Source organism: Nocardioides sediminis, from assembly GCF_003047295.1.
GTDB classification, from domain to species: domain Bacteria; phylum Actinomycetota; class Actinomycetes; order Propionibacteriales; family Nocardioidaceae; genus Nocardioides; species Nocardioides sediminis.
This window is the reverse complement of sequence record NZ_PZYZ01000002.1, coordinates 566,149-586,481: the sequence shown is the minus strand read 5'-3', so window position 1 is coordinate 586,481 and position 20,333 is coordinate 566,149. Positions and strand designations below refer to the sequence as shown.

19 protein-coding genes are annotated in these 20,333 nt (G+C 72.0%); 5 read left to right on the top strand and 14 right to left on the bottom strand.

Annotated elements, in window-relative coordinates; translation table 11 throughout:
• Nucleotides 1-23: 23 nt before the first annotated feature.
• From DAI17_RS07565 to DAI17_RS07555, 3 genes are all read right to left on the bottom strand, one after another.
• Nucleotides 24-1,076, bottom strand: coding sequence for a BKACE family enzyme (locus DAI17_RS07565; protein WP_107772264.1), 1,053 nt, complete (start codon nucleotides 1,074-1,076; stop codon nucleotides 24-26).
• A 49-nt stretch (nucleotides 1,077-1,125) separates the two neighbouring features.
• Nucleotides 1,126-2,028 (bottom strand): TauD/TfdA dioxygenase family protein, encoded by a 903-nt coding sequence (locus tag DAI17_RS07560; protein WP_107772263.1) that lies wholly within the window; start codon nucleotides 2,026-2,028, stop codon nucleotides 1,126-1,128.
• Between the two features lie 62 nt (nucleotides 2,029-2,090).
• Nucleotides 2,091-3,068: a quinone oxidoreductase family protein gene (locus DAI17_RS07555; protein ID WP_107772262.1), complete on the bottom strand. Its 978-nt coding sequence runs from the start codon at nucleotides 3,066-3,068 to the stop codon at nucleotides 2,091-2,093.
• A gap of 130 nt (nucleotides 3,069-3,198) precedes the next feature.
• On the opposite strand from DAI17_RS07555, the gene DAI17_RS07550 reads away from it, so the two are divergent.
• The 3 genes from DAI17_RS07550 (at nucleotide 3,199) to DAI17_RS07540 (ending at nucleotide 8,722) form a co-directional block, all read left to right on the top strand.
• Entirely contained in the window at nucleotides 3,199-4,203 is a 1,005-nt protein-coding gene (locus DAI17_RS07550; RefSeq protein WP_107772261.1) for an AraC family transcriptional regulator, read from the top strand.
• 122 nt (nucleotides 4,204-4,325) lie between these two features.
• Complete coding sequence (locus DAI17_RS07545) at nucleotides 4,326-5,849, top strand: 4Fe-4S dicluster domain-containing protein (RefSeq protein ID WP_107772557.1); 1,524 nt, start codon at nucleotides 4,326-4,328, stop codon at nucleotides 5,847-5,849.
• Nucleotides 5,846-8,722 (top strand): molybdopterin-dependent oxidoreductase, encoded by a 2,877-nt coding sequence (locus DAI17_RS07540; protein WP_234412351.1) that lies wholly within the window; start codon nucleotides 5,846-5,848, stop codon nucleotides 8,720-8,722. The genes DAI17_RS07545 and DAI17_RS07540 overlap by 4 nt, the downstream gene beginning before the upstream one ends.
• Nucleotides 8,723-8,724: 2 nt before the next feature.
• Here DAI17_RS07540 and DAI17_RS07535 read toward each other — a convergent pair whose 3' ends face one another.
• Nucleotides 8,725-9,096: a DUF202 domain-containing protein gene (locus DAI17_RS07535; RefSeq protein ID WP_199904987.1), complete on the bottom strand. Its 372-nt coding sequence runs from the start codon at nucleotides 9,094-9,096 to the stop codon at nucleotides 8,725-8,727.
• A 13-nt stretch (nucleotides 9,097-9,109) separates the two neighbouring features.
• Entirely contained in the window at nucleotides 9,110-9,454 is a 345-nt protein-coding gene (locus tag DAI17_RS07530; protein ID WP_107772260.1) for a YidH family protein, read from the bottom strand.
• 65 nt (nucleotides 9,455-9,519) lie between these two features.
• Between DAI17_RS07530 and DAI17_RS07525 the strand changes: the two genes are divergently transcribed.
• The gene (locus DAI17_RS07525) at nucleotides 9,520-11,073 is read left to right on the top strand and encodes a SulP family inorganic anion transporter (protein WP_159081408.1); all 1,554 of its coding nucleotides are present in this window, start codon (nucleotides 9,520-9,522) and stop codon (nucleotides 11,071-11,073) included.
• The gene (locus DAI17_RS07520) at nucleotides 11,070-11,846 is read left to right on the top strand and encodes a GntR family transcriptional regulator (protein WP_107772258.1); all 777 of its coding nucleotides are present in this window, start codon (nucleotides 11,070-11,072) and stop codon (nucleotides 11,844-11,846) included. Before DAI17_RS07525 ends, DAI17_RS07520 begins: the two co-directional genes overlap by 4 nt.
• On the opposite strand, the gene DAI17_RS07515 is transcribed toward DAI17_RS07520, so the two are convergent.
• The 9 genes from DAI17_RS07515 to DAI17_RS07475 all read right to left on the bottom strand — a co-directional run bounded on the left by DAI17_RS07515 (nucleotide 11,830) and on the right by DAI17_RS07475 (nucleotide 20,312).
• Nucleotides 11,830-13,560 carry a SulP family inorganic anion transporter gene (locus DAI17_RS07515; protein ID WP_159081407.1) on the bottom strand — a complete coding sequence of 577 codons (1,731 nt, stop codon included), beginning with the start codon at nucleotides 13,558-13,560 and terminating at the stop codon, nucleotides 11,830-11,832. The two genes, DAI17_RS07520 and DAI17_RS07515, sit on opposite strands and share 17 nt — an antisense overlap.
• Nucleotides 13,557-13,913 (bottom strand): carbonic anhydrase, encoded by a 357-nt coding sequence (locus DAI17_RS07510; protein ID WP_159081406.1) that lies wholly within the window; start codon nucleotides 13,911-13,913, stop codon nucleotides 13,557-13,559. Before DAI17_RS07510 ends, DAI17_RS07515 begins: the two co-directional genes overlap by 4 nt.
• Nucleotides 13,914-13,939: 26 nt before the next feature.
• Nucleotides 13,940-14,515: a rhodanese-like domain-containing protein gene (locus DAI17_RS07505; RefSeq protein WP_107772255.1), complete on the bottom strand. Its 576-nt coding sequence runs from the start codon at nucleotides 14,513-14,515 to the stop codon at nucleotides 13,940-13,942.
• 56 nt (nucleotides 14,516-14,571) lie between these two features.
• A complete protein-coding gene (locus DAI17_RS07500; protein ID WP_107772254.1) occupies nucleotides 14,572-15,900 on the bottom strand; it encodes an MBL fold metallo-hydrolase in 1,329 nt (442 codons plus the stop codon).
• A gap of 285 nt (nucleotides 15,901-16,185) precedes the next feature.
• Nucleotides 16,186-17,058 (bottom strand): cytochrome c biogenesis CcdA family protein, encoded by an 873-nt coding sequence (locus tag DAI17_RS07495; RefSeq protein ID WP_107772253.1) that lies wholly within the window; start codon nucleotides 17,056-17,058, stop codon nucleotides 16,186-16,188.
• Complete coding sequence (locus DAI17_RS07490; protein WP_107772252.1) at nucleotides 17,055-17,765, bottom strand: DsbA family protein; 711 nt, start codon at nucleotides 17,763-17,765, stop codon at nucleotides 17,055-17,057. Before DAI17_RS07490 ends, DAI17_RS07495 begins: the two co-directional genes overlap by 4 nt.
• Complete coding sequence (locus tag DAI17_RS07485; RefSeq protein WP_199904986.1) at nucleotides 17,758-18,237, bottom strand: hypothetical protein; 480 nt, start codon at nucleotides 18,235-18,237, stop codon at nucleotides 17,758-17,760. Before DAI17_RS07485 ends, DAI17_RS07490 begins: the two co-directional genes overlap by 8 nt.
• The gene (locus DAI17_RS07480; protein ID WP_107772251.1) at nucleotides 18,234-18,911 is read right to left on the bottom strand and encodes an ArsR/SmtB family transcription factor; all 678 of its coding nucleotides are present in this window, start codon (nucleotides 18,909-18,911) and stop codon (nucleotides 18,234-18,236) included. Before DAI17_RS07480 ends, DAI17_RS07485 begins: the two co-directional genes overlap by 4 nt.
• An 84-nt stretch (nucleotides 18,912-18,995) precedes the next feature.
• Nucleotides 18,996-20,312, bottom strand: a complete 1,317-nt coding sequence (locus DAI17_RS07475; protein WP_234412349.1) for a cysteine--tRNA ligase — start codon at nucleotides 20,310-20,312, stop codon at nucleotides 18,996-18,998.
• Nucleotides 20,313-20,333: the final 21 nt, after the last annotated feature.

The window sequence follows — 20,333 nt, the reverse complement described above, 5'->3', positions numbered from 1 at the left end:
CGCGCCCCACGCGTGGTGGTGCGTCAGGAGTGGAAGGTGAAGCCCACCTGGCCGGGCTTGCGGTTGGGCGCGTAGCCGAGGCGCGCGAGCGTCTCGTCGACGCTGCCGTAGGTCTCGCCGATCTTGTAGATGTCCCGGGCGTCCTTGCCCGTGGCCACGTCGCGGCCGAGCTCGTCGGCGATGCGGACGAGCTGCTCGACCTGCTGCACCGAGGTCATCTTCTGGCCCTTGCGGCCCCACAGCGTGTCCTCGTTGCCGTTGCGGCAGTGCAGGCCCATGGCGATCGCCATGGTGTTCACCGGCAGCACGCTGCGCATCAGCGTCTCGAGGGTGAGGCAGGCGCCGTCCGGGACCCGGTTGATGAAGTTCATCATGTTGTAGGGGTTCGGGCCGTCGAAGCCGCCACCGATGGCGACCCAGGTCAGGTTGAGCGGGCCGCTGTAGTGTCCGCGGCGGATCAGGCGCTCGACGGTCTCGAGCTGCGGGATGCTGGAGAGCTGGAAGTGCGGCTGGATGCCGTTGGCGGTGAGGCGCTTGAGGTGCTCGATGACCCAGCCGGGGCTGGCGGGCACGTACATCTCGCGGTAGGCCTCGTAGATCTCGGGCCGCTGGATCGAGGTGCCCGCGATGTCGTCCTCGGTCATCAGCTCGACGATGTTCATCTGGCTGGTGTTGATCGCGATGGTGACCTGGTCGGGCCGGGGGTCGAGCTCGGCCAGCATGTGGCGGGCGTCGTCCTCGAGCCACTTGGCGTCGGCGCCCTCTCCCTCCGGGGCGAAGGAGATCGAGCCGCCGACCTGCAGGATCATCTCCGGCACGGCCGTGCGGAGCCGGCCGAGCAGCTCGTTGAACTGCGAGAGCTTCTTCGAGCCCTTGCCGTCGAGGTCGCGGACGTGGATGTGGAGCACCGTGGCGCCGGCGTTCCAGCAGTCCACTGCCTGCTGGACGTGCTCGTCCATGGTCAGCGGCAGGTCCTCGCGGAAGTCGTCCAGCTCCCACTCGGGGCCGTACGGCGCGGCGGTGATGACCAGCGGGTCCTGCAGCTCGGGGAAGAGGGCGTCGTCGTGGAAGTGCATGGGGTGTCTCCTCGGTCGGGTCGGTCGGGTCGGTCTTGTGGAAGGGGTCTCAGAAGGTCGGCTCGCCGACGATCCCGGCGCGCTCCATCTTGCGGACGTCGGGCCAGTAGTCCTGGACGGCGTAGTGCTGGGTGTTGCGGTTGTCCCAGATCGCGAAGCTGTTCCGCGTCCAGCGCCAGCGCACCTGGTACTCGGGGACCGCGGCCTGGCGGATCAGGTAGTTGAGGAGCTCGCTGGCCCCCGGTGCGTAGTCGAAGCCGAACCGCACGTTCTCGACCGTGTGGAAGTTGGTGAAGTGGGTGGTGAACGCGTTGACGAACAGCACCTTCTCCCCGGTCTCGGGGTGCGTGCGTACGACGGGGTGCTCGGCGTCGGGGAACCGCTCCTTCAGCGCGAGGCGCTGCTGTACGGGCATCCGGGCGCCGAAGGTCGCCTCGATGCTGTGCCGGGCGCGCAGGCCCGCGATCTGCTCCTTCACGTGCTCGGGCAGGCGCTCGTAGGCGAGGGCCATGTTGACCCACAGGGTGTCGCCACCCACGGCCGGCGTCTCGACGCACCGCAGCACCGAGCCCATCGGCGGGGCGTCGCGCCAGGTGGCGTCGCAGTGGAAGGCGTTCTCGAAGTCGTCGGGACGGTTGTCGCGGTCCTTGTAGATGCGGACCAGTCCGGGGTGGTCCGGGTCGCTGCCCGCGACCGGGTGGTCCTCGAGCGGACCGAACCGCTCGGCAAGGGCGACGTGCTCGGCGCGGGTGATGTCCTGGTCGCGGAAGAACAGGACCTTGTGCTCGAGCAGGAGGGCCTTCAGCTCGGCGAAGAGCTCGTCGCTCCGGGAGACCTCCCCGAGGTCGACCCCCGTGACCTCGGCGCCGAGGGCCGCGGTGAGGCGGTGGACCCGCATCGGGGTACGCAGGGAGGAGCCCGCCGACTCCTGGGTGAGGGTGGTGGTGTTCATCGTGGGGTACTCGCTTCCTGTGGTGCAGCAGTGATGGGGGGTTGGTGGCTCCTCGGTGAAGGTCAGAGATCGAAGACCGAACATCCGACGCTCCTTCCGCTCTCGAGGTCGATGTGCGCCTGCACCGCGTCGTCGAGGCTGTAGCGCTGGTTGATGTCGACGGCGATCCGGCCGCTCGCGAGGTGGTCGAACAGCTCGTTCGCCAGCTCGGCGCGCTCCGCCGGGTCCGCGATGTAGTCGGCCAGTGCCGGGCGCGTGACGAAGAGCGATCCCTTGACGGCCAGCTGCATCGCGTCGATCGGCGGTACGGCGCCCGACGCGGTGCCGAAGCAGACCAGCAGGCCACGCCGGGACAGCGAGTCGACCGAGCTCTGGAAGGTCGTCGCACCGATGCTGTCGTAGACCACGGGCACGCCGGCGCCGTCGGTGAGCTCGCGCACGCGCTCGGCGACGTCCTCGCGGGTGTAGACGATGGTGTGGGTGCACCCGTGGGCCCTGGCGACCTCCGCCTTCTCGTCGGTGGAGACGGTGCCGATCACGTTGACGCCCAGCAGGCGCGCCCACTGCGTGAAGAGCAGGCCCACGCCGCCCGCGGCCGCGTGGAGGAGGACGGTGTCGCCCGCGGACAGCCCGGGCGCGATTCGGCGCAGGAGGTAGGAGGTGGTGAGGCCGCGCATCGTGGTGGCTGCGGCCACGTCGAAGGCGATCTCGTCCGGGAGCTTGATGAGCGGCGCGGCGGGCATGACGCGCTCGGTGCTGTAGGCGCCGAGGGGGCTCCCCGTGTAGGTGACGCGGTCACCGACGGCGACGTGCTCGACGCCGGGACCGACGGCCTCGACGACGCCCGCGCCCTCGACGCCCATGCCGGCGGGAAGCTGGGCGGGATACAGGCCCGAGCGGAAGTAGGTGTCGGCGAAGTTGAGGCCCACGGCCCCGTGGCGGAGCCGCACCTCACCCGGTCCGGGCTCGCCCACCTCGAGGGCCTCCCAGGTCAGGACCTCGGGGCCGCCTGTCCGATGGAAGCGAATGCCTTTCGCCATGGTTCCTCCTGCTGGGCCGGACGGTGCCGGCTCGGTGTTGGTGTGACGCTCATTACGTTAGGTCGACAAAGCCGCGTATCCTGTGCCGATCACGACAAGTAACTTGTCTGTTCGCGACAGGCGGTGAGGCATGCGGCGGCTCGTGCGCAGCGCCACCCTCAACGGGTACGCCGACGTCGCGCGCGCCGTCGGTCTGGACCCGGTCGCCCTCATGCGTGCGCACGGCCTCGACGCGTCGGACCTGTCGGTGCCCGACCGGTGGATCTCCGCGCCGGCCGTGGCGCGGCTGCTCGACGCGTCGGCGGAGGCCGCGGGACGACCTGACTTCGCGCTCCGGCTCGCCGAGCTCCGCCGCCTGTCGACGATCGGCCCGCTCAGCATCGTGCTGCGCGAGGAACCCGATCTCCGGAGCGCCCTGACGCTCCTGATGCGCCACGAGCACAGCTACAACGAAGCCTTGAGGATGGAGCTGTCCGAGACGGAGGGGATCGCGACGACGCGGCTGTGGTTCGAGTTCGGCGAGCCGACGCCCGCGGGGCAGGCGCTCCTGCTGGGCGTGGGGGCACTGTTCGGAATCGTCCGAGCCTGCGTCGGGGACGCCTGGCGGCCGTTGTCGGTCTGCTTCTCGACCCCCGCCCCGGACGACGTCGCGGCGTACCGCCGGTTCTTCGGCCCCGGCCTGCGGTTCGAGCACGAGTTCAGCGGCCTGGTCCTCTACGCCTCCGACCTCGACGCACCCAACGCACTGGCCGATCCCCTGATGCGCCCGTACGCCCAGCGGATCCTGGAGTCGGTCGTCGCCGCGCGGGCGAGCACGACCTCCGAGCGGGTCACGGAGCTGATCGAGCTGCTCCTGCCCCTCGACAGGTGCAGCATCGACCACGTCGCCAAGGCCATGGGGGTCGACCAGCGCACCCTGCAACGCCACCTCGCCGCCGAGGGGACGTCGTTCGGGGCGATCCTGCACGCCACCCGCGCCGGCCTGGCCGAGCGTCACCTGCGCGGCGACCGCTACACGATCGGCGAGATCGGCACGGTGCTCGGCTTCACCTCGCCGAGCTCGTTCTCCCGCTGGTTCCACCAGCAGTTCGCGATGAGCCCCCGGGAGTGGCGACGCGCGTCCGCCGGGAGGTGACCATGCGATTTCGCCGCGGACCTCCCCGATGGTCGCCAAATGCCCGGACAAATGCTTGTGGCGCGGGCCACAGCCGGTCTACCCTCCGAGTCCAGAGGACCGGGACGAAGGTGGGGCGCGCGGTGCAGTACGGATTCGCCATCGACCACAGGACGTGCATCGGCTGCCACGCCTGCACTGTCGCCTGCAAGACCGAGCACGAGGTGCCGCTCGGCCAGTTCCGCACCTGGGTCAAGTACGTCGACTCGGGCACCTTCCCGGACACCACCCGGGACTTCGGGGTGATGCGGTGCAACCACTGCACCGACGCTCCGTGCGTGGCCATCTGTCCCACCGAGGCCCTCTTCAAGCGCGACGACGGCATCGTCGACTTCGACAGCTCGGTGTGCATCGGGTGCAAGGCGTGCATGCAGGCCTGCCCCTACGACGCCATCTACATCGACGAGGACACCCACACGGCGGCGAAGTGCAACTTCTGCGCCCACCGGGTCGACGACGGCCTGGAGCCCGCGTGCGTGGTGGTGTGCCCGACCGAGTCGATCTGGGTCGGGGACCTCGACGACCCCGGCAGCGCCATCTCGCAGTTCGTGCTGAGCAACGAGACCCGGGTGCGGGCCCCCGAGCAGGGCACCGGCCCCAACGTCCACTACGTCGGGGCCTCCCCGGCCGTCCTCCAACCACTGGCCGCGCCGGTGGACGACACCTACATCTGGGCCCAGCCGGACACCCTGCGGGCCGCAGTGGCGCGGGACCTCCCGGTGGACCCCGCCACCAACGCGCGTACCACCCTCAACACCGCGCACCCCGTCGTCTGGGGGTGGAAGGTCACGACCTACCTGTGGACCAAGGGGGTGGCCGGCGGCGCGCTGGTGACCGCGGCCGCCGCCGTCCTGCTCGGCCTCGGCGACACCGCCCTCACCGACGTGGCGGCCCCCCTGGTGGCCATGGCCGGGCTGCTCGCCACCGCGGTGCTCCTGGTCGCCGACCTCAAGCGGCCCGAGCGCTTCCTCTACCTCGTCACCAAGGCGCACCTCACGTCCTGGCTGGTCAAGGGCGGGTTCGTCCTCGCCGCCGCAGCGGCGACCTCGTTCCTCTGGTTCGTGCTCGGGCTGCTGGACGTCGACGGGGCGATGCCGGCCGTCGCCGTCCTCGGCGGCGTGGCCGGCTTGCTGACGGCCGGCTACACGGCCTTCCTGTTCGGGCAGGCCGAGGGACGCGACCTGTGGCAGTCGCGCTGGCTCTTCTGGCACCTCCTGGTGCAGGCGGTGATGGTCGGCAGCGGCGTCCTGCTGCTCCTCGCCCCGCTGCTCGACGCCTCCGACGACCTGGAGGCGCTCGTCCTGGCCGGCCTCACGGCCGGCACCCTCGGACACCTCGCCGTCGCCCTGGCCGAGCACGGCTGGTCGGGGCGCGATCACGGCACGCCCAACGCCCGCGCCGCGCGGACGATGATGACGCGCGGACGACACGCACGGACCTACCACGCGGCGCTGGTCCTCGGGGCGGTCGCGCTCGCCTGCGCCGCCCTCGGGCTCGCCACCGGCCTCACGGCCCTCGGGCTCGTCGCGGCCCTCCTCGTCCAGCCCTCGCTGATCGCCTACGAGCACGTCTTCGTCCGCACCGCCCAGGAGGTTCCCCTCTCGTGACCACGCACGACGAGCCGATCACCGAGCCCGGGGCCGGACCCGCGACCTCCCACGCCCTCCCGGGCGACCGCACACGCTGGGGGCTGCGCAACTTCCCGCCGGTGGAGGAGTGGGACCACCACACGCAACGGGACCCCAAGACGCGCGAGCCGCACGACTACATGCTCGTGCCGACGACATGCTTCAACTGCGAGTCGGCGTGCGGACTGCTGGCGTACGTCGACAAGGATGACCTCTCGATCCGCAAGGTCGAGGGCAACCCCGCCCACCCCGGGTCGCGGGGCCGCAACTGCGCCAAGGGTCCGGCGACCATCAACCAGGTCGAGGACCCCGAGCGGATCCTCTTCCCGCTCAAGCGGACCGGCACCCGCGGTGGCGGCGGATGGGAGCGGGTGTCCTGGGACGAGGCCCTCGACGACATCGGTGGACGGATCCGGCGGGCCATCCAGGAGGACCGGCACGACGAGGTGATGTACCACGTGGGCCGGCCCGGGGAGGACGGGTTCGCCGAGCGCTTCCTCCTCGCGTGGGGCGTCGACGGCCACAACTCGCACACCAACATCTGCTCGGCGGGCGCCCGCCTGGGCTACTCGCTGTGGGGCGGCTACGACCGGCCCTCACCGGACTACGCCCACGCCAAGGTGGTGCTCCTCCTCTCCAGCCACCTCGAGACCGGCCACTACTTCAACCCCCACGCGCAGCGGATCATGAGCGCCAAGGCCGCCGGCGCCAAGCTCGTCGTCCTCGACCCCCGGCTGTCCAACACGGCGTCGCACGCCGACGCCTGGCTGACGCCCTGGCCGGGGTCCGAGGCCGCCATCCTGCTGGCGGTCGCGGCGTACCTCCTGCGCGAGGGGCGCTACGACCGCGCCTTCCTCGAGCGGTGGGTCAACTGGAAGGCCTACCTGGAGAACCTCCACCCGGACGCGCCGCCCGACTTCCACACCTTCTGCGAGCTGCTGACCGCGGACTACCAGCGCTACACCTTCGAGCACGCAGCAGACGAGGCCGACATCCCGGTCGCGGACGTCGAGGCGCTCGCCCGCATCGTGGCCGAGAGCGAGGGACGGCTCTCCGCCCACGTCTGGCGCAGCGCGACGGCCGGCAATCGCGGCGGCTGGATGGTCTCCCGGGCGATGATGTTCCTGGTCGTCCTCACCGGGTCCGTCGGCACCGAGGGCGGCACCAGCCCCAACGGGTGGGACAAGATCATCCCGCACGGCCCGAACATGCCCGGGGGCCACGACCGCTGGAACGAGCTGACGTGGCCGCGGGAGTACCCGCTCGCCACCAACGAGCTCTCGATCCTCCTCCCCCACTTCCTGCGCGAGGGCCGCGGTCGCCTCGACACCTACTTCTCCCGGGTCTACAACCCCGTCTGGACCAACCCCGACGGGTTCTCGTGGCTCGAGGCGCTGACCGACGAGGACCGGGTCGGCTGCCACGTGGCGCTGACCCCCACCTGGTCGGAGACCGCCGAGTTCGCCGACTACGTGCTGCCCATGGGTCACTCGACCGAGCGCCACGACACCCACTCCTACGAGACCCATGCCGGCAAGTGGCTCGGCTTCCGCCAACCCGTACGACGCGTGGCCATGGAGAGGCTCGGCGGCACACCTCCCGACGGCAAGGCCTTCGGCGACAGCCGGGACTGGAACCCGGGCGAGGTGTGGGAGGAGACCGAGTTCTGGTTCGAGCTGTCGTGGCGGATCGACCCCGACGGCGAGCTGGGCATCCGCCAGTACTTCGAGTCACCGACGCGTCCGGGCGAGCGCATCACCGTCGACGAGTACTACGGCCACGTCTTCGACCACAACGTCCCCGGCCTGCCGGAGAAGGCTGCCGCCGAGGGGTTGACGCCCCTGCAGTACATGCGCCGCTACGGCGTGGTCGAGGTGGACAAGGAGGTCTACCGCGTCGACGAGCGCCGCCTCACCGACGCGGAGTGCGAGGGCGCCGTGCCCGACGAGCTGGGCGTGCTGCGCAAGCCGGTGGACCTCGACACCCAGGTGCCGCTGGTGGGTGAGGCCGGGGCCGTGGGCCTCCTGCACGACGACGGGACCCGCACGCAGGGGTGGCTCACGCCGAGCCGCAAGCTCGAGATCTACTCGACCGCCATGCGCGACTGGGGCTGGCCCGAGCACGCGACCCCCGGCTACATCGAGTCGCACGTCTCCCGACGCGAGATCGACGTCGCCGCCGGCGAGCGGGTCCTCATCCCGACCTTCCGGTTGCCGACGATGATCCACACCCGGTCGGGCAACGCCAAGTACCTCAACGAGATCTCCAACAGCCACCCGCTCTGGACCAACAGCGCGGACGCCGCCGCCCTGGGCATCGCCACCGGTGACCTGGTCCGGGTGTCGACCCGCATCGGTCACTTCGTCGCCCGGGTCTGGGCGACGGAGGGCATCCGTCCCGGGGTGACGGCGCTGTCGCACCACATGGGTCGCTGGCGGCTCCGGGAGGGCGAGGGGTCCAGGTGGACGATGGGGATCGTGGACCTCGACCACGAGGAGACGCGCTGGCGGCTCCGCTACACCGAGGGGATCAGGCCCTTCGCGTCGGAGGACCCGGACTCCGGGCGCATCTACTGGGACGACCCGGGCGTCCACCAGAACCTCACGTTCCCGGTGCAGCCCGACCCGTGGTCGGGGATGCACTGCTGGCTGCAGAAGGTGACGGTCGAGAAGGCCCACGAGGGCGACCAGTACGGCGACGTGGTCGTCGACACCTCCCTCTCCCGCGAGGTCTACGAGGAGTGGCTCGCCCTCACCCGGTCCACGCTGGGGCCGGGAGGACAGCGCCGTCCGGAGTTCATGATGAGACCGGTGATGCCCAAGCGCCGCGCCTACTTCGTCGACGGGGCCTGACCTCAGACCGCACCGGCCACCCAGATGTCCACCGCGACCGCCACCGCGACGAGGCTCACCAGCCACGCCGTGCCCACCAGTGCCCGGGCGCGCCACCGGTCCTCGTCGACGAAGGGTCTCTCCAGCGACTCCGGGTCCACCCGGGCACGGGCGCGCCGGTACCCGAACGGGACGACCACCAGCACCACGGCCGCCGCCACCGCGACCAGCGCCAGTCCCGCCGCCTGCGTGAGCCGCCCACCGTCCACGACCTTCAGGAGCAGCAGGCCGACCGCCCCGAGGGAGACGGCCGTGCGCTCCCACGCCAGGGCGGTCCGCTCCAGCGCGGCCACGGAGTGCAGCAGCCTGCGCTCCGGACCCTCCTCATGCGTCACCGGCCCCCACCACTCACACGATGACGAGTGCGGCCACCAGGAAGGCCACGACCACGAGGCCCCCGGCCACCAGCCGCAGGAGACCCGGCTCGGGCAGCGACGTCTGGGTCCGCAGGGCGCGCTCCGTCGCCGACCAGCGGCGGTAGGCCAGCGGCGGCAGGAGTGTCGCGAGGACCAGGACGGCCGCCCCGGTCACGACCCGGACCGCCGTGTTGCCGACGTCGTCGAGCACCGCCAGGAGGGCCACGCCTCCGGCGAGCAGGCCGAGCGCGGTGCGGATCCACGCCAGGAACGTCCGCTCGTTGGCGAGGCTGAACCGGTAGTCGGGGTCTGTTCCCACGTCGTCGGGCGGAGCCACGGCGTACCTCCTGGGCCTCGGAGCACACTTGTCCGGACCATTGTCGCCCACGGGGACGGCAGCCGGTGACCCGCCCACGACGAGGTGACCTCGTCGCCGGTGTCACGGTGGCGATGGTGCTGGTCCCGCAGTCCATCGCGTACGCCGCCCTCGCCGGCCTGCCGCCGCAGGCCGGCTTGTACGCCGCGGCCGCGGCACCGCTGCTGGCCGCGCCCGTGGGCTCGTCGCCCTACCTCCAGACCGGGCCGGTGGCGCTGACCAGCCTCCTCGTGGTCGGCGCCCTCGCCCCGGTCGCCCCCGCGGGGAGCTCCGAGCACGTGGCGCTCGCGGCGCTCCTGGCCCTGGTGGTCGGCGCGGTACGGGTGCTCGTGGGCGTCACGCGCACCGGGGTCGTCGCCTACCTCATGAGCCAGCCCGTCGTGACCGCGTTCACCCTCGCCGCCGCGGCGCTGATCGTCTGCTCGCAGGTGCCGGCCCTCGTGGGTCTCGCCAGCCCGTCGGGCAGCCCGGTCGCGGGAGCGGCCGACGCCCTCGCGACCCCGGGCGAGTGGAGCCCGGCAGCGCTGGGCGTCGCCGTCGCGGTGGGAGTGATCACCCTCACGGCCCGTCGGATCCACCCGCTCGTCCCAGGCGCCCTGCTCGGCTCGCTCGCCGCGGTCCTGCTCGTGCGGTGGACCTCGCTCGACGTCCCGGTCGTCGGCGACATCCCGAGCGGGTTCCCCGTCCCGAGCCTCGACCTGCCCTGGTCACAGCTGCCCGCGCTGCTGCTCCCCGGTCTCGTCATCGCCCTCGTCGGGTTCGCGGAGCCCGCCTCCATCGCCCGGAAGTACGCCGGTGCCGACCGGTCCGCCTGGGACCCGGACCGCGAGTTCGTCGGGCAGGGGCTCGCCAACGTGGGCGCCGGGCTGGTCGGCGGCTACCCGGTGGGCGGGTCGTTCTCCCGGTCCGCGCTCAACCGCCTGTCGGGCGCGAGGACCCGGTGGAGCGGATTCGTCACGGGCGCCTGCGTCGCCGCCGTCCTGCCGTTCTCGCACCTCCTCGCCGGGCTGCCGGACGCCGCGCTCGCCGGCCTGGTGATCGCCTCCGTGCTGCCGCTGCTCGACCCCCGGCCCGTCCTGCGCACCTGGCGCCTGTCACGGCCCCAGCTCGTCGTGGCCGCGATCACGCTGGTGGTGTCCGTGGCCGCGGCCCCGCAGGTGCAGTGGGGGGTGGTGGCCGGGGTCCTGGCCTCCCTGGCCGTGCACCTGTGGCGCGAGCTCGGGCTGGATGTCGAGGTGTGGCGCACGGGGTCGACGCTCCACGTGCGCCCGCAGGGAGTCCTCTACTTCGGCTCGGCGCCCCGCCTGGAGAGCCTGGTCCTGGCCGAGCTGGCCGGACATCCCGATCTCGTCCTCGTCCAGCTGGAGCTGCAGCGCCTCGGCCGCATCGACCTCACCGGCGCGCTGGTGCTGCGCGACATCAGCCGCGACCTCGGCAGGGGTGGCACCGCGGTGGTGGTGAGCGGCGTCCAGCCCCAGTGGCGCCAGCTCGTCGAGTCCGTCTTCGCCGACGAACCGGTTCACTACACTCGCTCGGTGCGCCCGCCCGATCCGCCCCGCCGCCGAGGAGATGGCCCATGACCCTCCGCAGCCGGGGAGCCGGCGACCTCGACCGCGCGAGCTCCGTCCCGCTGTGGCAGCAGCTGCACGACGACCTCGTCCGCCGCATCGAGGGGGCGGAGTTCCCGGACAGGTTCCCGGGCGAGATCGAGCTCGTCGAGGACTACGCCGTCAGTCGGCACACGGTCCGCGAGGCACTCGGCAGGCTCCGCCGCGACGGGGTCATCCAGTCCTCCCGCGGTCGCTCGAGCGTCGTGGCACCCGGCGTCATCGCCCAGGACATGGGGGCCATGTACTCCCTCTTCCACGAGCTCGAGTCCCGCGGCCTGGAGCAGCGCAGCGAGGTCCGTGTCGTCGACCGTCGACCCGACTCCGTGGTCGCCGACCGGCTCGGCCTGGCCGGCGCCCCGGAGCTCGTCTACATCGAACGCGTGCGCCACGCGGACGACGTACCGATCGCGTGGGACTGCGTGTGGCTCGACCCGGCGCTGGCCTCGGGCCTGCTCGACGTCGACCTGTCGCACACCGCGCTGTACGACGAGTGGCACCGCGTCGCCGGGGTCCGCCTGACCGGCGGGCAGGAGACCATCCGTGCCGTGGTGCCCACCGCGGGGCAGCGCTCGCTCCTGGGCATGGACGACGACGAGGCGGCCCTGCTGGTCGAGCGCGTGGGACTCGTGGGCGAGCGCGCCGTGGAGTACCGCAGGACCCTCGTGCGCGGGAGCCGTTTCAGCCTGACGGCCCAGTGGTCGAGCACCCGGGCCTACCAGGTCGACGTCAGCGGCCAGCCCTAGTCGTCTCGTCCAGCCAGCCCGCCGGGCGCGAGGACACCGGCAGCTCGCGGACGCTCTCGACGACGGTCCCGTGCACCCGACCGGCCGCGACCAGGGCGCGGAACCACTCGGTGCGCTCCAGGACGTCGCGCACCGGTCCGCGCAGACCGCCCAGGTGGACCTGCACACCGGTCCCGTCGAGGTCCTCGACGAGCTGGCCGAGCATCTCGACCCCCGTGAAGTCCGCCGCGTTGACGGCCGTCGCGTCGATGACCAGGAACCTCGTCCCCTCGCGGTCCCTCAGGCGTCCGGCCAGGTCCTCGGAGATCGCCCGAGCCCCGACGAACGACAACGGTGCGTCGATCCGGACCACCAGCACCTCGGGGTGCGTGGTCGCGGGGTGGCGCGACACGTTGCGGAACATCTTCTCCTCGGGGCAGTAGCCAAGCTCGGGCATGTGCGGGCGGTTGAGGTGGCGCAGGAACAGCGCGAAGCTGACGCCCACGCCGAGCGCCAGCCCCCAGGTGGGGCCGAGGACCAACGTCGCAGCGGCGGTGGCGAGCAGGGCCACCAGGTCGCTGCGTCGTACACGTCCCACGGCGCGGGCACCACGGACGTCCACCAGGGTCGCGACCGCGGCCAGGATGATCGCCGCGAGGACGGCCTTGGGGATGAGGGCCAGGACCGGGGTGAGGAGCAGGAGGCTGATGGCCACGAGCACCGACGCGACGACCCCGGACATCGGGGTCCGCGCTCCGGCGTTGTAGTTGACGGCGCCCCGGGAGAACCCGCCGGCCACCGGCAGGCCCTGCATCAGGCCGGCCCCGCCGTTGGCCAGGCCCACGGCCACGAGCTCGCGGTCGGGCTCGATGCGGGTGCGCGTCTTGCGGGCGAAGGCACTGCCGGTGCTGATGGACTCCATGTAGGAGATGAGGGCGATGGCCGCCGCCGACGGCAGCAGTGCGCTGACGTCCGCCCACGGGCTGTCCGGCAGCCGGGGCAGCGGGATGCCCGAGGGGATCTCCCCGATCTGGCGCACCGGCAGGTCGAGCAGCACGACGAGCACGGTGGCGACGCCGACCAGCAGCAGCGGGCCGGGCAGCCGAGGGGCCCAGCGCTTGAGGGCCACCAGGGCGGCGAGGGACAGCACGCCGAGGACGGCGGTGGTGACGTCGATGCTGTCCAGGCTCGGGATCACGGAGGACAGCCCCTCCACGAAGGTCGTGCTGGAGCCCGAGAGGTCCAGGCCGAGGAGGTCGCGGACCTGCGTGAGCCCGATCGTGAGGGCGGCGGCGCTGGTGAAGCCGGCGATCACCGGCACCGAGAGCAGGTTGACCAGGGCTCCCAGCTTGGCGAGCCCCGCCCCGACCTGCAGGACGCCGATCATCACTGTCAGCAGGCTGGTGAGCGCGACGTACCGCCCCGGGTCGCCGTCGGCCAGGGGCGCCACTGCGGCGGCCGTGAGGAGGGAGTCGATGGCCACCGGCCCGACGGAGATGAACCGGCTGGTCCCGAAGACCGCGTAGACGACCAGGCTGACCATGGCCGCGTAGAGGCCGGCGATCGGCGGCACCCCCGCGAGGGCGGCGTACGCCATCGCCTGCGGGATGACCAGGACGCCAACGGTCGCACCGGCGCGCAGGTCGGCGACCAGGTCGGGTCGTCGGTAGGACGGCAACCACTCCGCGATCGGGAGAAGTCGCGCCACACGTCCGCGGGCGTCGGGGCCGCTCACGCCACTTCCTCCATGGTTCCGGTCTCGGTGTCCACGAGCCACCCGGTCACGTCGGTGCCGTGCAGGAGATCCCGCACCTGGAACACCGACTCACGCACCTGGTCGCGGCGCGTCTCGAGGTCCACCGCGTTGGCGGCGCAGTCGGTGTGGGCGACGACCGCGGCCCGGCTCGAGCCGTGTCGCTGCACCGAGATGCGCAGGGCGTCCCAGACGGCGTGCTGCTCGGGCAGCTCGGGGACGGCGGCCTCGGGGCCGGGGAGCGTGACCACGTCGACGAAGTCGACGCCCCACTCCCGGCGCAGCTCCTGGTGCACGACGTCCGCGATGCGGCCGTCGATGCACGTCAGGGCCACGCCGAAAGCGCCGGCGGTCGCGTCGGTCAACGCGCGCCGAGCCGGGTCAGGGCCTGGTCGATGTCGCAGGCCGCACCGCGGTTGTAGGGCAGCTTGCTCAGCAGGCTGGCCATCATGCAGGAGTTGCTGACCGCGGCGAAGACCAGACCGCCGCCGACACCGGCGCCGAGCCACTTGGTGCGCGGGAAGAACGCGCTGGCCCCGACCGAGGCCAGGACGATCGACCCCGCGACCAGCCGGACCTGGCGCTCGAGGGCCCAGCGCTGCACCTCGCCACGGCGTACCGGGGCACCTGCCTGCTGCCAGGCGTTCATGCCGCCCTCGAGAAGGACCAGGTCGTCCTTGCCCTCCTTGCTCAGCTTGTCCGCGGCCTGCTCGGCGCGGCCGCCGCTCTGGCAGACCAGGACCATCGTCCCGCCGGCGTTGTGCACGATCTCGCGCAGGTGGGGGTCGAGCTGGTCGACCGGGATGTTGACGGCGCCGTCGATGTGCGCCGTCTCGAACTCCCCGGGGGTACGGACGTCGAGGACGAGGGTGTTGGCCTCCTGGATGAGGCTCTGGACCTCGGGGACGCCGATTGACTGGACGGACTGGTTCGGCATGGGTGTGGTGCTCCTTGGGGGGATGGGGTTTCGTGCGTTCGGTGTGGTCGGGTGGCTCAGGCGGCCGACGCGAGGTCGGGGACGCCGGCGCCGGTGAGGACGCGTACGTCGGTGAAGCCGGCCGCCACGAGCCTGCTGGCCGCGATGGAGGCACGACGGCCGCTGGCGCAGGCGACGAGGACGGTGGCCTCCGGGTCGAGCTGCTCCGGGACGCCCATGGTGAAGACGTCGGGCACGAACCGCTCGACGGCTCCGGACAGGCGGACCTGCTCGAGCTCGCTGGGCATCCGCACGTCGAGGACCTGGACGTCGTCCCCGACGAGCTTGAGCGCCTCGTCGAGCTCGACGAGGGTGAAGCCCGCACCGAGCCCGTCGGCCGGCAGGTCGTTGACGACCCCGACGACGGTGTCGAAACCGATCTGGGCCAGCTGGACGACTGCCTCCTCGGCGTCCTGGTCGGGGTCGGCGACGATCGCCACGGGCTCGTTGTAGGGCAGGAGCCAGCCGGCCCAGCTGCCGAAGTCGATGCCCATCTCGATCCCCACGCTGCCCGGGAACAGCCCGGCGGCCTGGTGCTGCCGGGGCCGCATGTCGACCACGTTGAGGTCGTCGCGCCGCAGCTCCTCGAGCGAGATGGCCGGCTTCGACTCCTCCGGCATGGGCTTGACGCCCAGCGTGTTGGCCGGGCCCATGTAGCGGTAGAAGCCGGGGATCGGCATCGGCATCCGCAGCATCTCCTTGGCCAGGTCGTCCGGCTCGGCGATCTGGAGGAGGGGGTTGGAGAGGACCTCGTTGGCGATCGTCGAGGTGTAGAGACCGGCCCCGGACGACGTGCAGAACGAGCCCTCGCCGTGCGTCGGCAGCAGCTCGACGTCACCGGGCAGCGCGGCGAGCCGGTTGAGGGAGATGTGCTGGAGCCGCGCCAGCGTCTCGGCGCGCTCGGGGCCGAGCAGGTCGGGGCGACCGGCCGAGCCGACGAGCAGGCTGCCGCCGGAGAACACCGCGACCTCCTTGCCGTCGAGCAGGATCACGTAGCTCGTGTGCTCGGGGGTGTGGCCGGGGGTGTGGAGCGGCCGGATGGAGAGCCCGTCCTCGCCCTTCAGCTCCTCGAGGTGGAAGGCCGGGGTGTAGCGGTACGCCGCCGCGGCCGCGGCCGGAAGGACCAGCTCGGCGCCGGTGCGCAGCGCGGCCTGCTCCGCACCGGACACGTAGTCGTTGTGGAGGTGGGTCTCGAGCACGAAGCGCAGCTCGAGGTCCCGCGCGGCGGCCGCGTCGAGGAACCGGGAGATGTCGCGCTGCGGGTCCACGAGGATCGCCTTGCCCTCGTGCTCCAGCAGGTAGGTCTGGTCCCCGAGCCCGGGGGTGCGGAAGGAGTGGATCTCCATGCGCGTGATGCCTCCTCGATAAAAATACCCTGTGGGGTATCCAATGTACGGACTTTTGATGTCAGGTCAAACCGAGACCCTCACCCGCCCCACCATGACGGCGCGGCGCAGTCAGGTCAAGAAAAGTCCGGTCATTTCATTCCCCGACCGGCGTGCGGGTCCGCGAGCCGAGCAGGCGACGGCGGTGCCCGGTGGCGCCGGCTGGCGGCGGGAGCCCAGCAAGGGCGTCTGCCTACGTTGCTGCGGGCTACTGGAACCGTGAGGGCAGGGAGGCGGACGCTCGACTCAGCGCCGCTCTGCTCCCTGCGGGTCCGGAGGCGACTCGGTGGCCCCTCCTGCTCGGCGCCAGGCGACGACCACGGCGCCCAGCACCACGGACAGCGGGACGAACCAGGCCGGGACATGGGCCGCCCACTCGGTGACGGCACGTTGGGCGGCGTACTCGACGTCGGTCAGGTCGCCCAGGCCCAGCGAGCCGGTGAGCCCGGCGGTGCCGTCGTAGCGCAGGAACACGACGCCCACCGCGACGAAGAGCAGTCCGGCCACCAACGACGTGGTGTGGACCGACACCTTCCCCACCGACAGCGTCCGGCCGCGCAGCCAGCGACGGCTGCCGAGGTCGTAGCGGTCCCAAGCGGCGGCGAGCACGAGCAGCGGCGCCGCCATGCCAAGGGCGTACACCGCGAGGAGGGCGCCACCCTGCCACGGTGAGTCCTGCGTGGCAGCAACGGTCAGGATGGCGCCCAGCACCGGACCGGAGCAGAAGCCCGCGAGCCCGTAGACGGCGCCGAGGAGCAGGGTGGAGAGCCACCCGTCGTCCCCACGCGAGGACACCAGCGACTGCAGGCGCTGCGCCCCTGGCACCGCGAAGCCTCGACCGAAGAGCTGCAGCACCCCGAGCCCGATGATCGTCCAGCCCGCGATCGCGATGAGGAGCGGCCGGTGCCCGTAGAACAGGGACGAGGCCGCGCCGGCACCCGTCCCGAGGGGCACCAGGGTGACGAGAAGGCCGAGGTAGAAGACCGCAGTCCGGGCGACCAGCGCGCGACCGTTCGCGAAGGCGTAGGCGAAGAACGAGGGCAGGAGCAGGGCGCTGCACGGCGACAGCAGCGCCAGGATCCCGGCCGCGAACGCCGCCAGGACGCCCACCTCGCTCATGAGCCCGCGTCCTGGGCGGCCTTCTCGATCGTCTGCTCGAACACCTCGGTGGGTTGGGCGCCGATCACCGGGACGCCGTTGATGACGAAGGCCGGGGTGCCGGTGACCCCGATGGCCTGCCCCTCGGAGAAGTCCTTCTCCACGGCCCGCTCGATCTCCGGGGAAGCCATGTCCTGACGGAACTGGTCGACGTCGAGACCGATGTCCTCGGCGACGGAGGCGAGGTAGTCCTCGTCCAGGTTGCCGCTGTTGGGAGGGAGCTGGTCGGCGTACATCGCCTCCTCGAACTCCCAGAAGCGGTCCTGGGCGGCCGCAGCACGACCACCCCGAGCAGCGACGGAGGACTCCGGACCGAGATAGGGGAAGTCACGCCACTCGATGCGCAGCGTGCCGTCCTCGACGTACTTCTCCACCAGCGTGGGCTCGGCGTCCCGGGCGAACTTGCCGCAGAACGGGCACTGGAACTCGGAGTAGGCGAGCATCACGACGGGCGCGTCGACATCGCCGAGAGCCATCGGGTCGTCGGCGTCCCGACGCACCAGCTGCTCCCAGGTCTCGGGCGGGGCGGTCGAGGCGGCCTCGGGAGCGGCTCCCGCGGCCGTCTTGTCGTCCTCACCTCCTCCGCGGAGGAGGACGAACGCGAGGGCGATCGCCGCGATCACGGCGATGACGATGGGGACGAGTGGGCTCTTGCGCAGCTCAGGCACGGGTCAGTTCTCCAGACACGGTGGTGGGACAGGACAGCTCTCCGAGCAGCCGGCTGCGCAGCGCCCAGAGGAGGATCAGGACGGCCAGCGCCTGCAGGACGGGCTGGAACGGCTCGAACCACGTGATCGCCCCCGCACTGCCGAGGGCGAGGAGCACGAGCTTGTTGCAGACCGGGCAGCCGACGGCGAAGTAGGTGAGGAGGCCACCGAGCCAACCCCCGCGACGACTCGACGCGCGGTCGGACTGCGGCGGTGCCTGCACATACGTGGCGACGAGCAGCCCGCCGAGCGTCGACGAGACGAGCAGCGACGGCCACGCCCACCAGGTCGGCGGGATCTCACGTCCGAACGCCGGGGTGTCGATGAGGTCGGTCGGAACCGCCACGACGAGGACGAAGCCCGCGGTCGCAGCCAGCGCGACCAGCCAGCGCCGGACCGGCCAGGAGAGCAGGACCTGGGTCGCGCCCGTCACGACGCACCGGCCACGACGGGCAGGCCGGCCGTGCGCCACTCGAGCATGCCGTCCTCGAGGCGGCGGGCCTCGACCCCCTCGCCACCGAGGAGGCGTACGGCGTCGTGCGCCATCACGCAGAAGCTCCCGCGGCAGTAGGCGACGACCGGCGCAGCCCCGCGCAGGCCGTCCGCCTCGTCGGCGAGGCTGCCCAGCGGAGCGTGGCGGGCGCCGGGGATGTGGCCGGCGAGGTACTCCTCGCGAGGACGCACGTCCAGCAGGGTGATCTCGCCCGAGGCCAGCAGGTCGGTGAGCTGCTCGCGGGAGACGATCCCGACCTCACCGGAGCCGGGGACGTCGAGATAGGCCTCCAGCGCCCGGCTGACGTCCGCGGAGCGCTCGCGGGCGACGGTGCGCATCGCGGCGTACAAGCCGGCCACGTCGTCGCCGGCGAGCCGGTAGTGGACCTTGGTCCCCTCCCGTCGGGTCGAGACCAGGTTGGCGAGCTTGAGGACCTGCAGGTGCGCCGACGCCGTACTGACGCCCATGTCCGCCGCCCGCGCCAGGGCCTCGACGGTGCGCTCCCCCTGGGCGAGCAGGTCCACCAGCTCGAGCCTCTTGGCACTGCCGAAGGCCTTGCCCACCACTGCGAGCTCGTCGAACACCCGGGACCGCTTGTCGTCTGCTTCCACCATTCCTCCAAAGATCTTTGGAGGATCGTAGGACATGCTCCCAGGACGGGGTCACCCGGGGGGGCCGGTCGGACCGCCCCCCGGCGCTCACCCCAGCTTGAGCAGGGCGATGGCGCGACGGGCCACGTCGCCCCCGTGGCGTTCGGCCAGGTTCAGCGCCTGCATGACATCGAGGTCGGCCCTCAGCGCCGCCAGCACCACGTCGGGGTCCCCGTCGCCAGGGGTCCCCGCCGCTGCGTAGAGGCGGGCGAGCCGTGCCTCTGCCTCGTCGACCAGGTCCGCCTCGAAGTCCCAGGCCTGCGAGTAGGGGCGGCACAACAGCAGCAGCCGCAGGGCGGCCGGGGAGTGCTCGCCGAGGAGGTCGTCCACCAGGACCAGGTTGCCGGTCGACTTGGCCATCTTGGCGCCACCGATGCGCACCTCGCCGACGTGCATCGCCGCGCGGGCGAACGGCGTCACGCCGGACACCCGCTCGATCATCGCGGCCTGGTAGGCGTGGTGCGGGAAGATCAGGTCCTCACCGCCCACGAGGAGGTCGACGCAGGCTCCGTGGACGGTCATGGCCATCGCCGCGCACTCGGCGTGCCACCCGGGCCTCCCCCACCCCCACGGGCTCGCCCACGCCGGGGCGCCGTCCTCGGACGGCCGCCAGAGGGCGACGTCGAAGGGGTCGTCCTTGGCCGGGTCGCCCGGCTCGTCGCCGTACTGCTCGGAGAGTCGCAACGCCTCGTCCCGCGAGAGCCCCGCGGCTGCGGGCAGGTCGGCGCCGCGGAACCACACCGCCCCGTCGCGCTCGTAGGCGGCACCCGCCTGCAACAGCCCTTCCGCGAGCTGGACGACCGCGTGGACGTGGTGCCGCGCCCGCGGCTCCTCGACAGGGGTGGCCACCCGGAGCGCGCTCATGCTGTGCTCGAAGACCGACTCCTGCGCGAGCGCGAGCTCGTCGAAGTACCACCCGCGTTCACGTGCGGCGGCGGTCAGCACGTCGTCCACGTCGGTGACGTTGCGGCAGGTGCGTGCCTGCACCGAGCCGGCGCCCAGCACCGAGGCGAGCAGGTCGGCCCACACGAAGGTCGAGGCGTGCCCCAGGTGCGTCACGTCGTAGGGCGTGATGCCGCAGACGTAGAGGCGGGCCGCCCCGACCACATGGAGTCGCTCACCCGCCAGGACCAGGGGTTGCGGCCGCGCCGTCGCCCCACCGATGCGCTGACGGGCGTCGGTCACTGCTGAGCTGAAGCGGGTGTAGGCCACGCCACATCCTCGCAGCGGACCGACGCGCGCGGAAGGTCTCCGGCGAGCACCCGCGACCGCCTCGCCTGACCGGGCGAGCACGTCGGCGTCGGTGCGCACCTGGACGTTGCCGAGCAGCACCCGACCGGCCGCGGGTGCCTCGTTCGCTGTCACGGCGCCCTGGACGGTCCAGCT

Bases quoted from the DNA above. Each gene is read 5' to 3' on its own strand.
- DAI17_RS07565 (WP_107772264.1), bottom strand. From the start codon at position 1,076: ATGCACTTCCACGACGACGCCCTCTTCCCCGAGCTGCAGGACCCGCTG.
- DAI17_RS07560 (WP_107772263.1), bottom strand. From the start codon at position 2,028: ATGAACACCACCACCCTCACCCAGGAGTCGGCGGGCTCCTCCCTGCGT.
- DAI17_RS07555 (WP_107772262.1), bottom strand. From the start codon at position 3,068: ATGGCGAAAGGCATTCGCTTCCATCGGACAGGCGGCCCCGAGGTCCTG.
- DAI17_RS07550 (WP_107772261.1), top strand. From the start codon at position 3,199: ATGCGGCGGCTCGTGCGCAGCGCCACCCTCAACGGGTACGCCGACGTC.
- DAI17_RS07520 (WP_107772258.1), top strand. From the start codon at position 11,070: ATGACCCTCCGCAGCCGGGGAGCCGGCGACCTCGACCGCGCGAGCTCC.
- DAI17_RS07505 (WP_107772255.1), bottom strand. From the start codon at position 14,515: ATGCCGAACCAGTCCGTCCAGTCAATCGGCGTCCCCGAGGTCCAGAGC.
- DAI17_RS07500 (WP_107772254.1), bottom strand. From the start codon at position 15,900: ATGGAGATCCACTCCTTCCGCACCCCCGGGCTCGGGGACCAGACCTAC.
- DAI17_RS07495 (WP_107772253.1), bottom strand. From the start codon at position 17,058: ATGAGCGAGGTGGGCGTCCTGGCGGCGTTCGCGGCCGGGATCCTGGCG.
- DAI17_RS07480 (WP_107772251.1), bottom strand. From the start codon at position 18,911: ATGGTGGAAGCAGACGACAAGCGGTCCCGGGTGTTCGACGAGCTCGCA.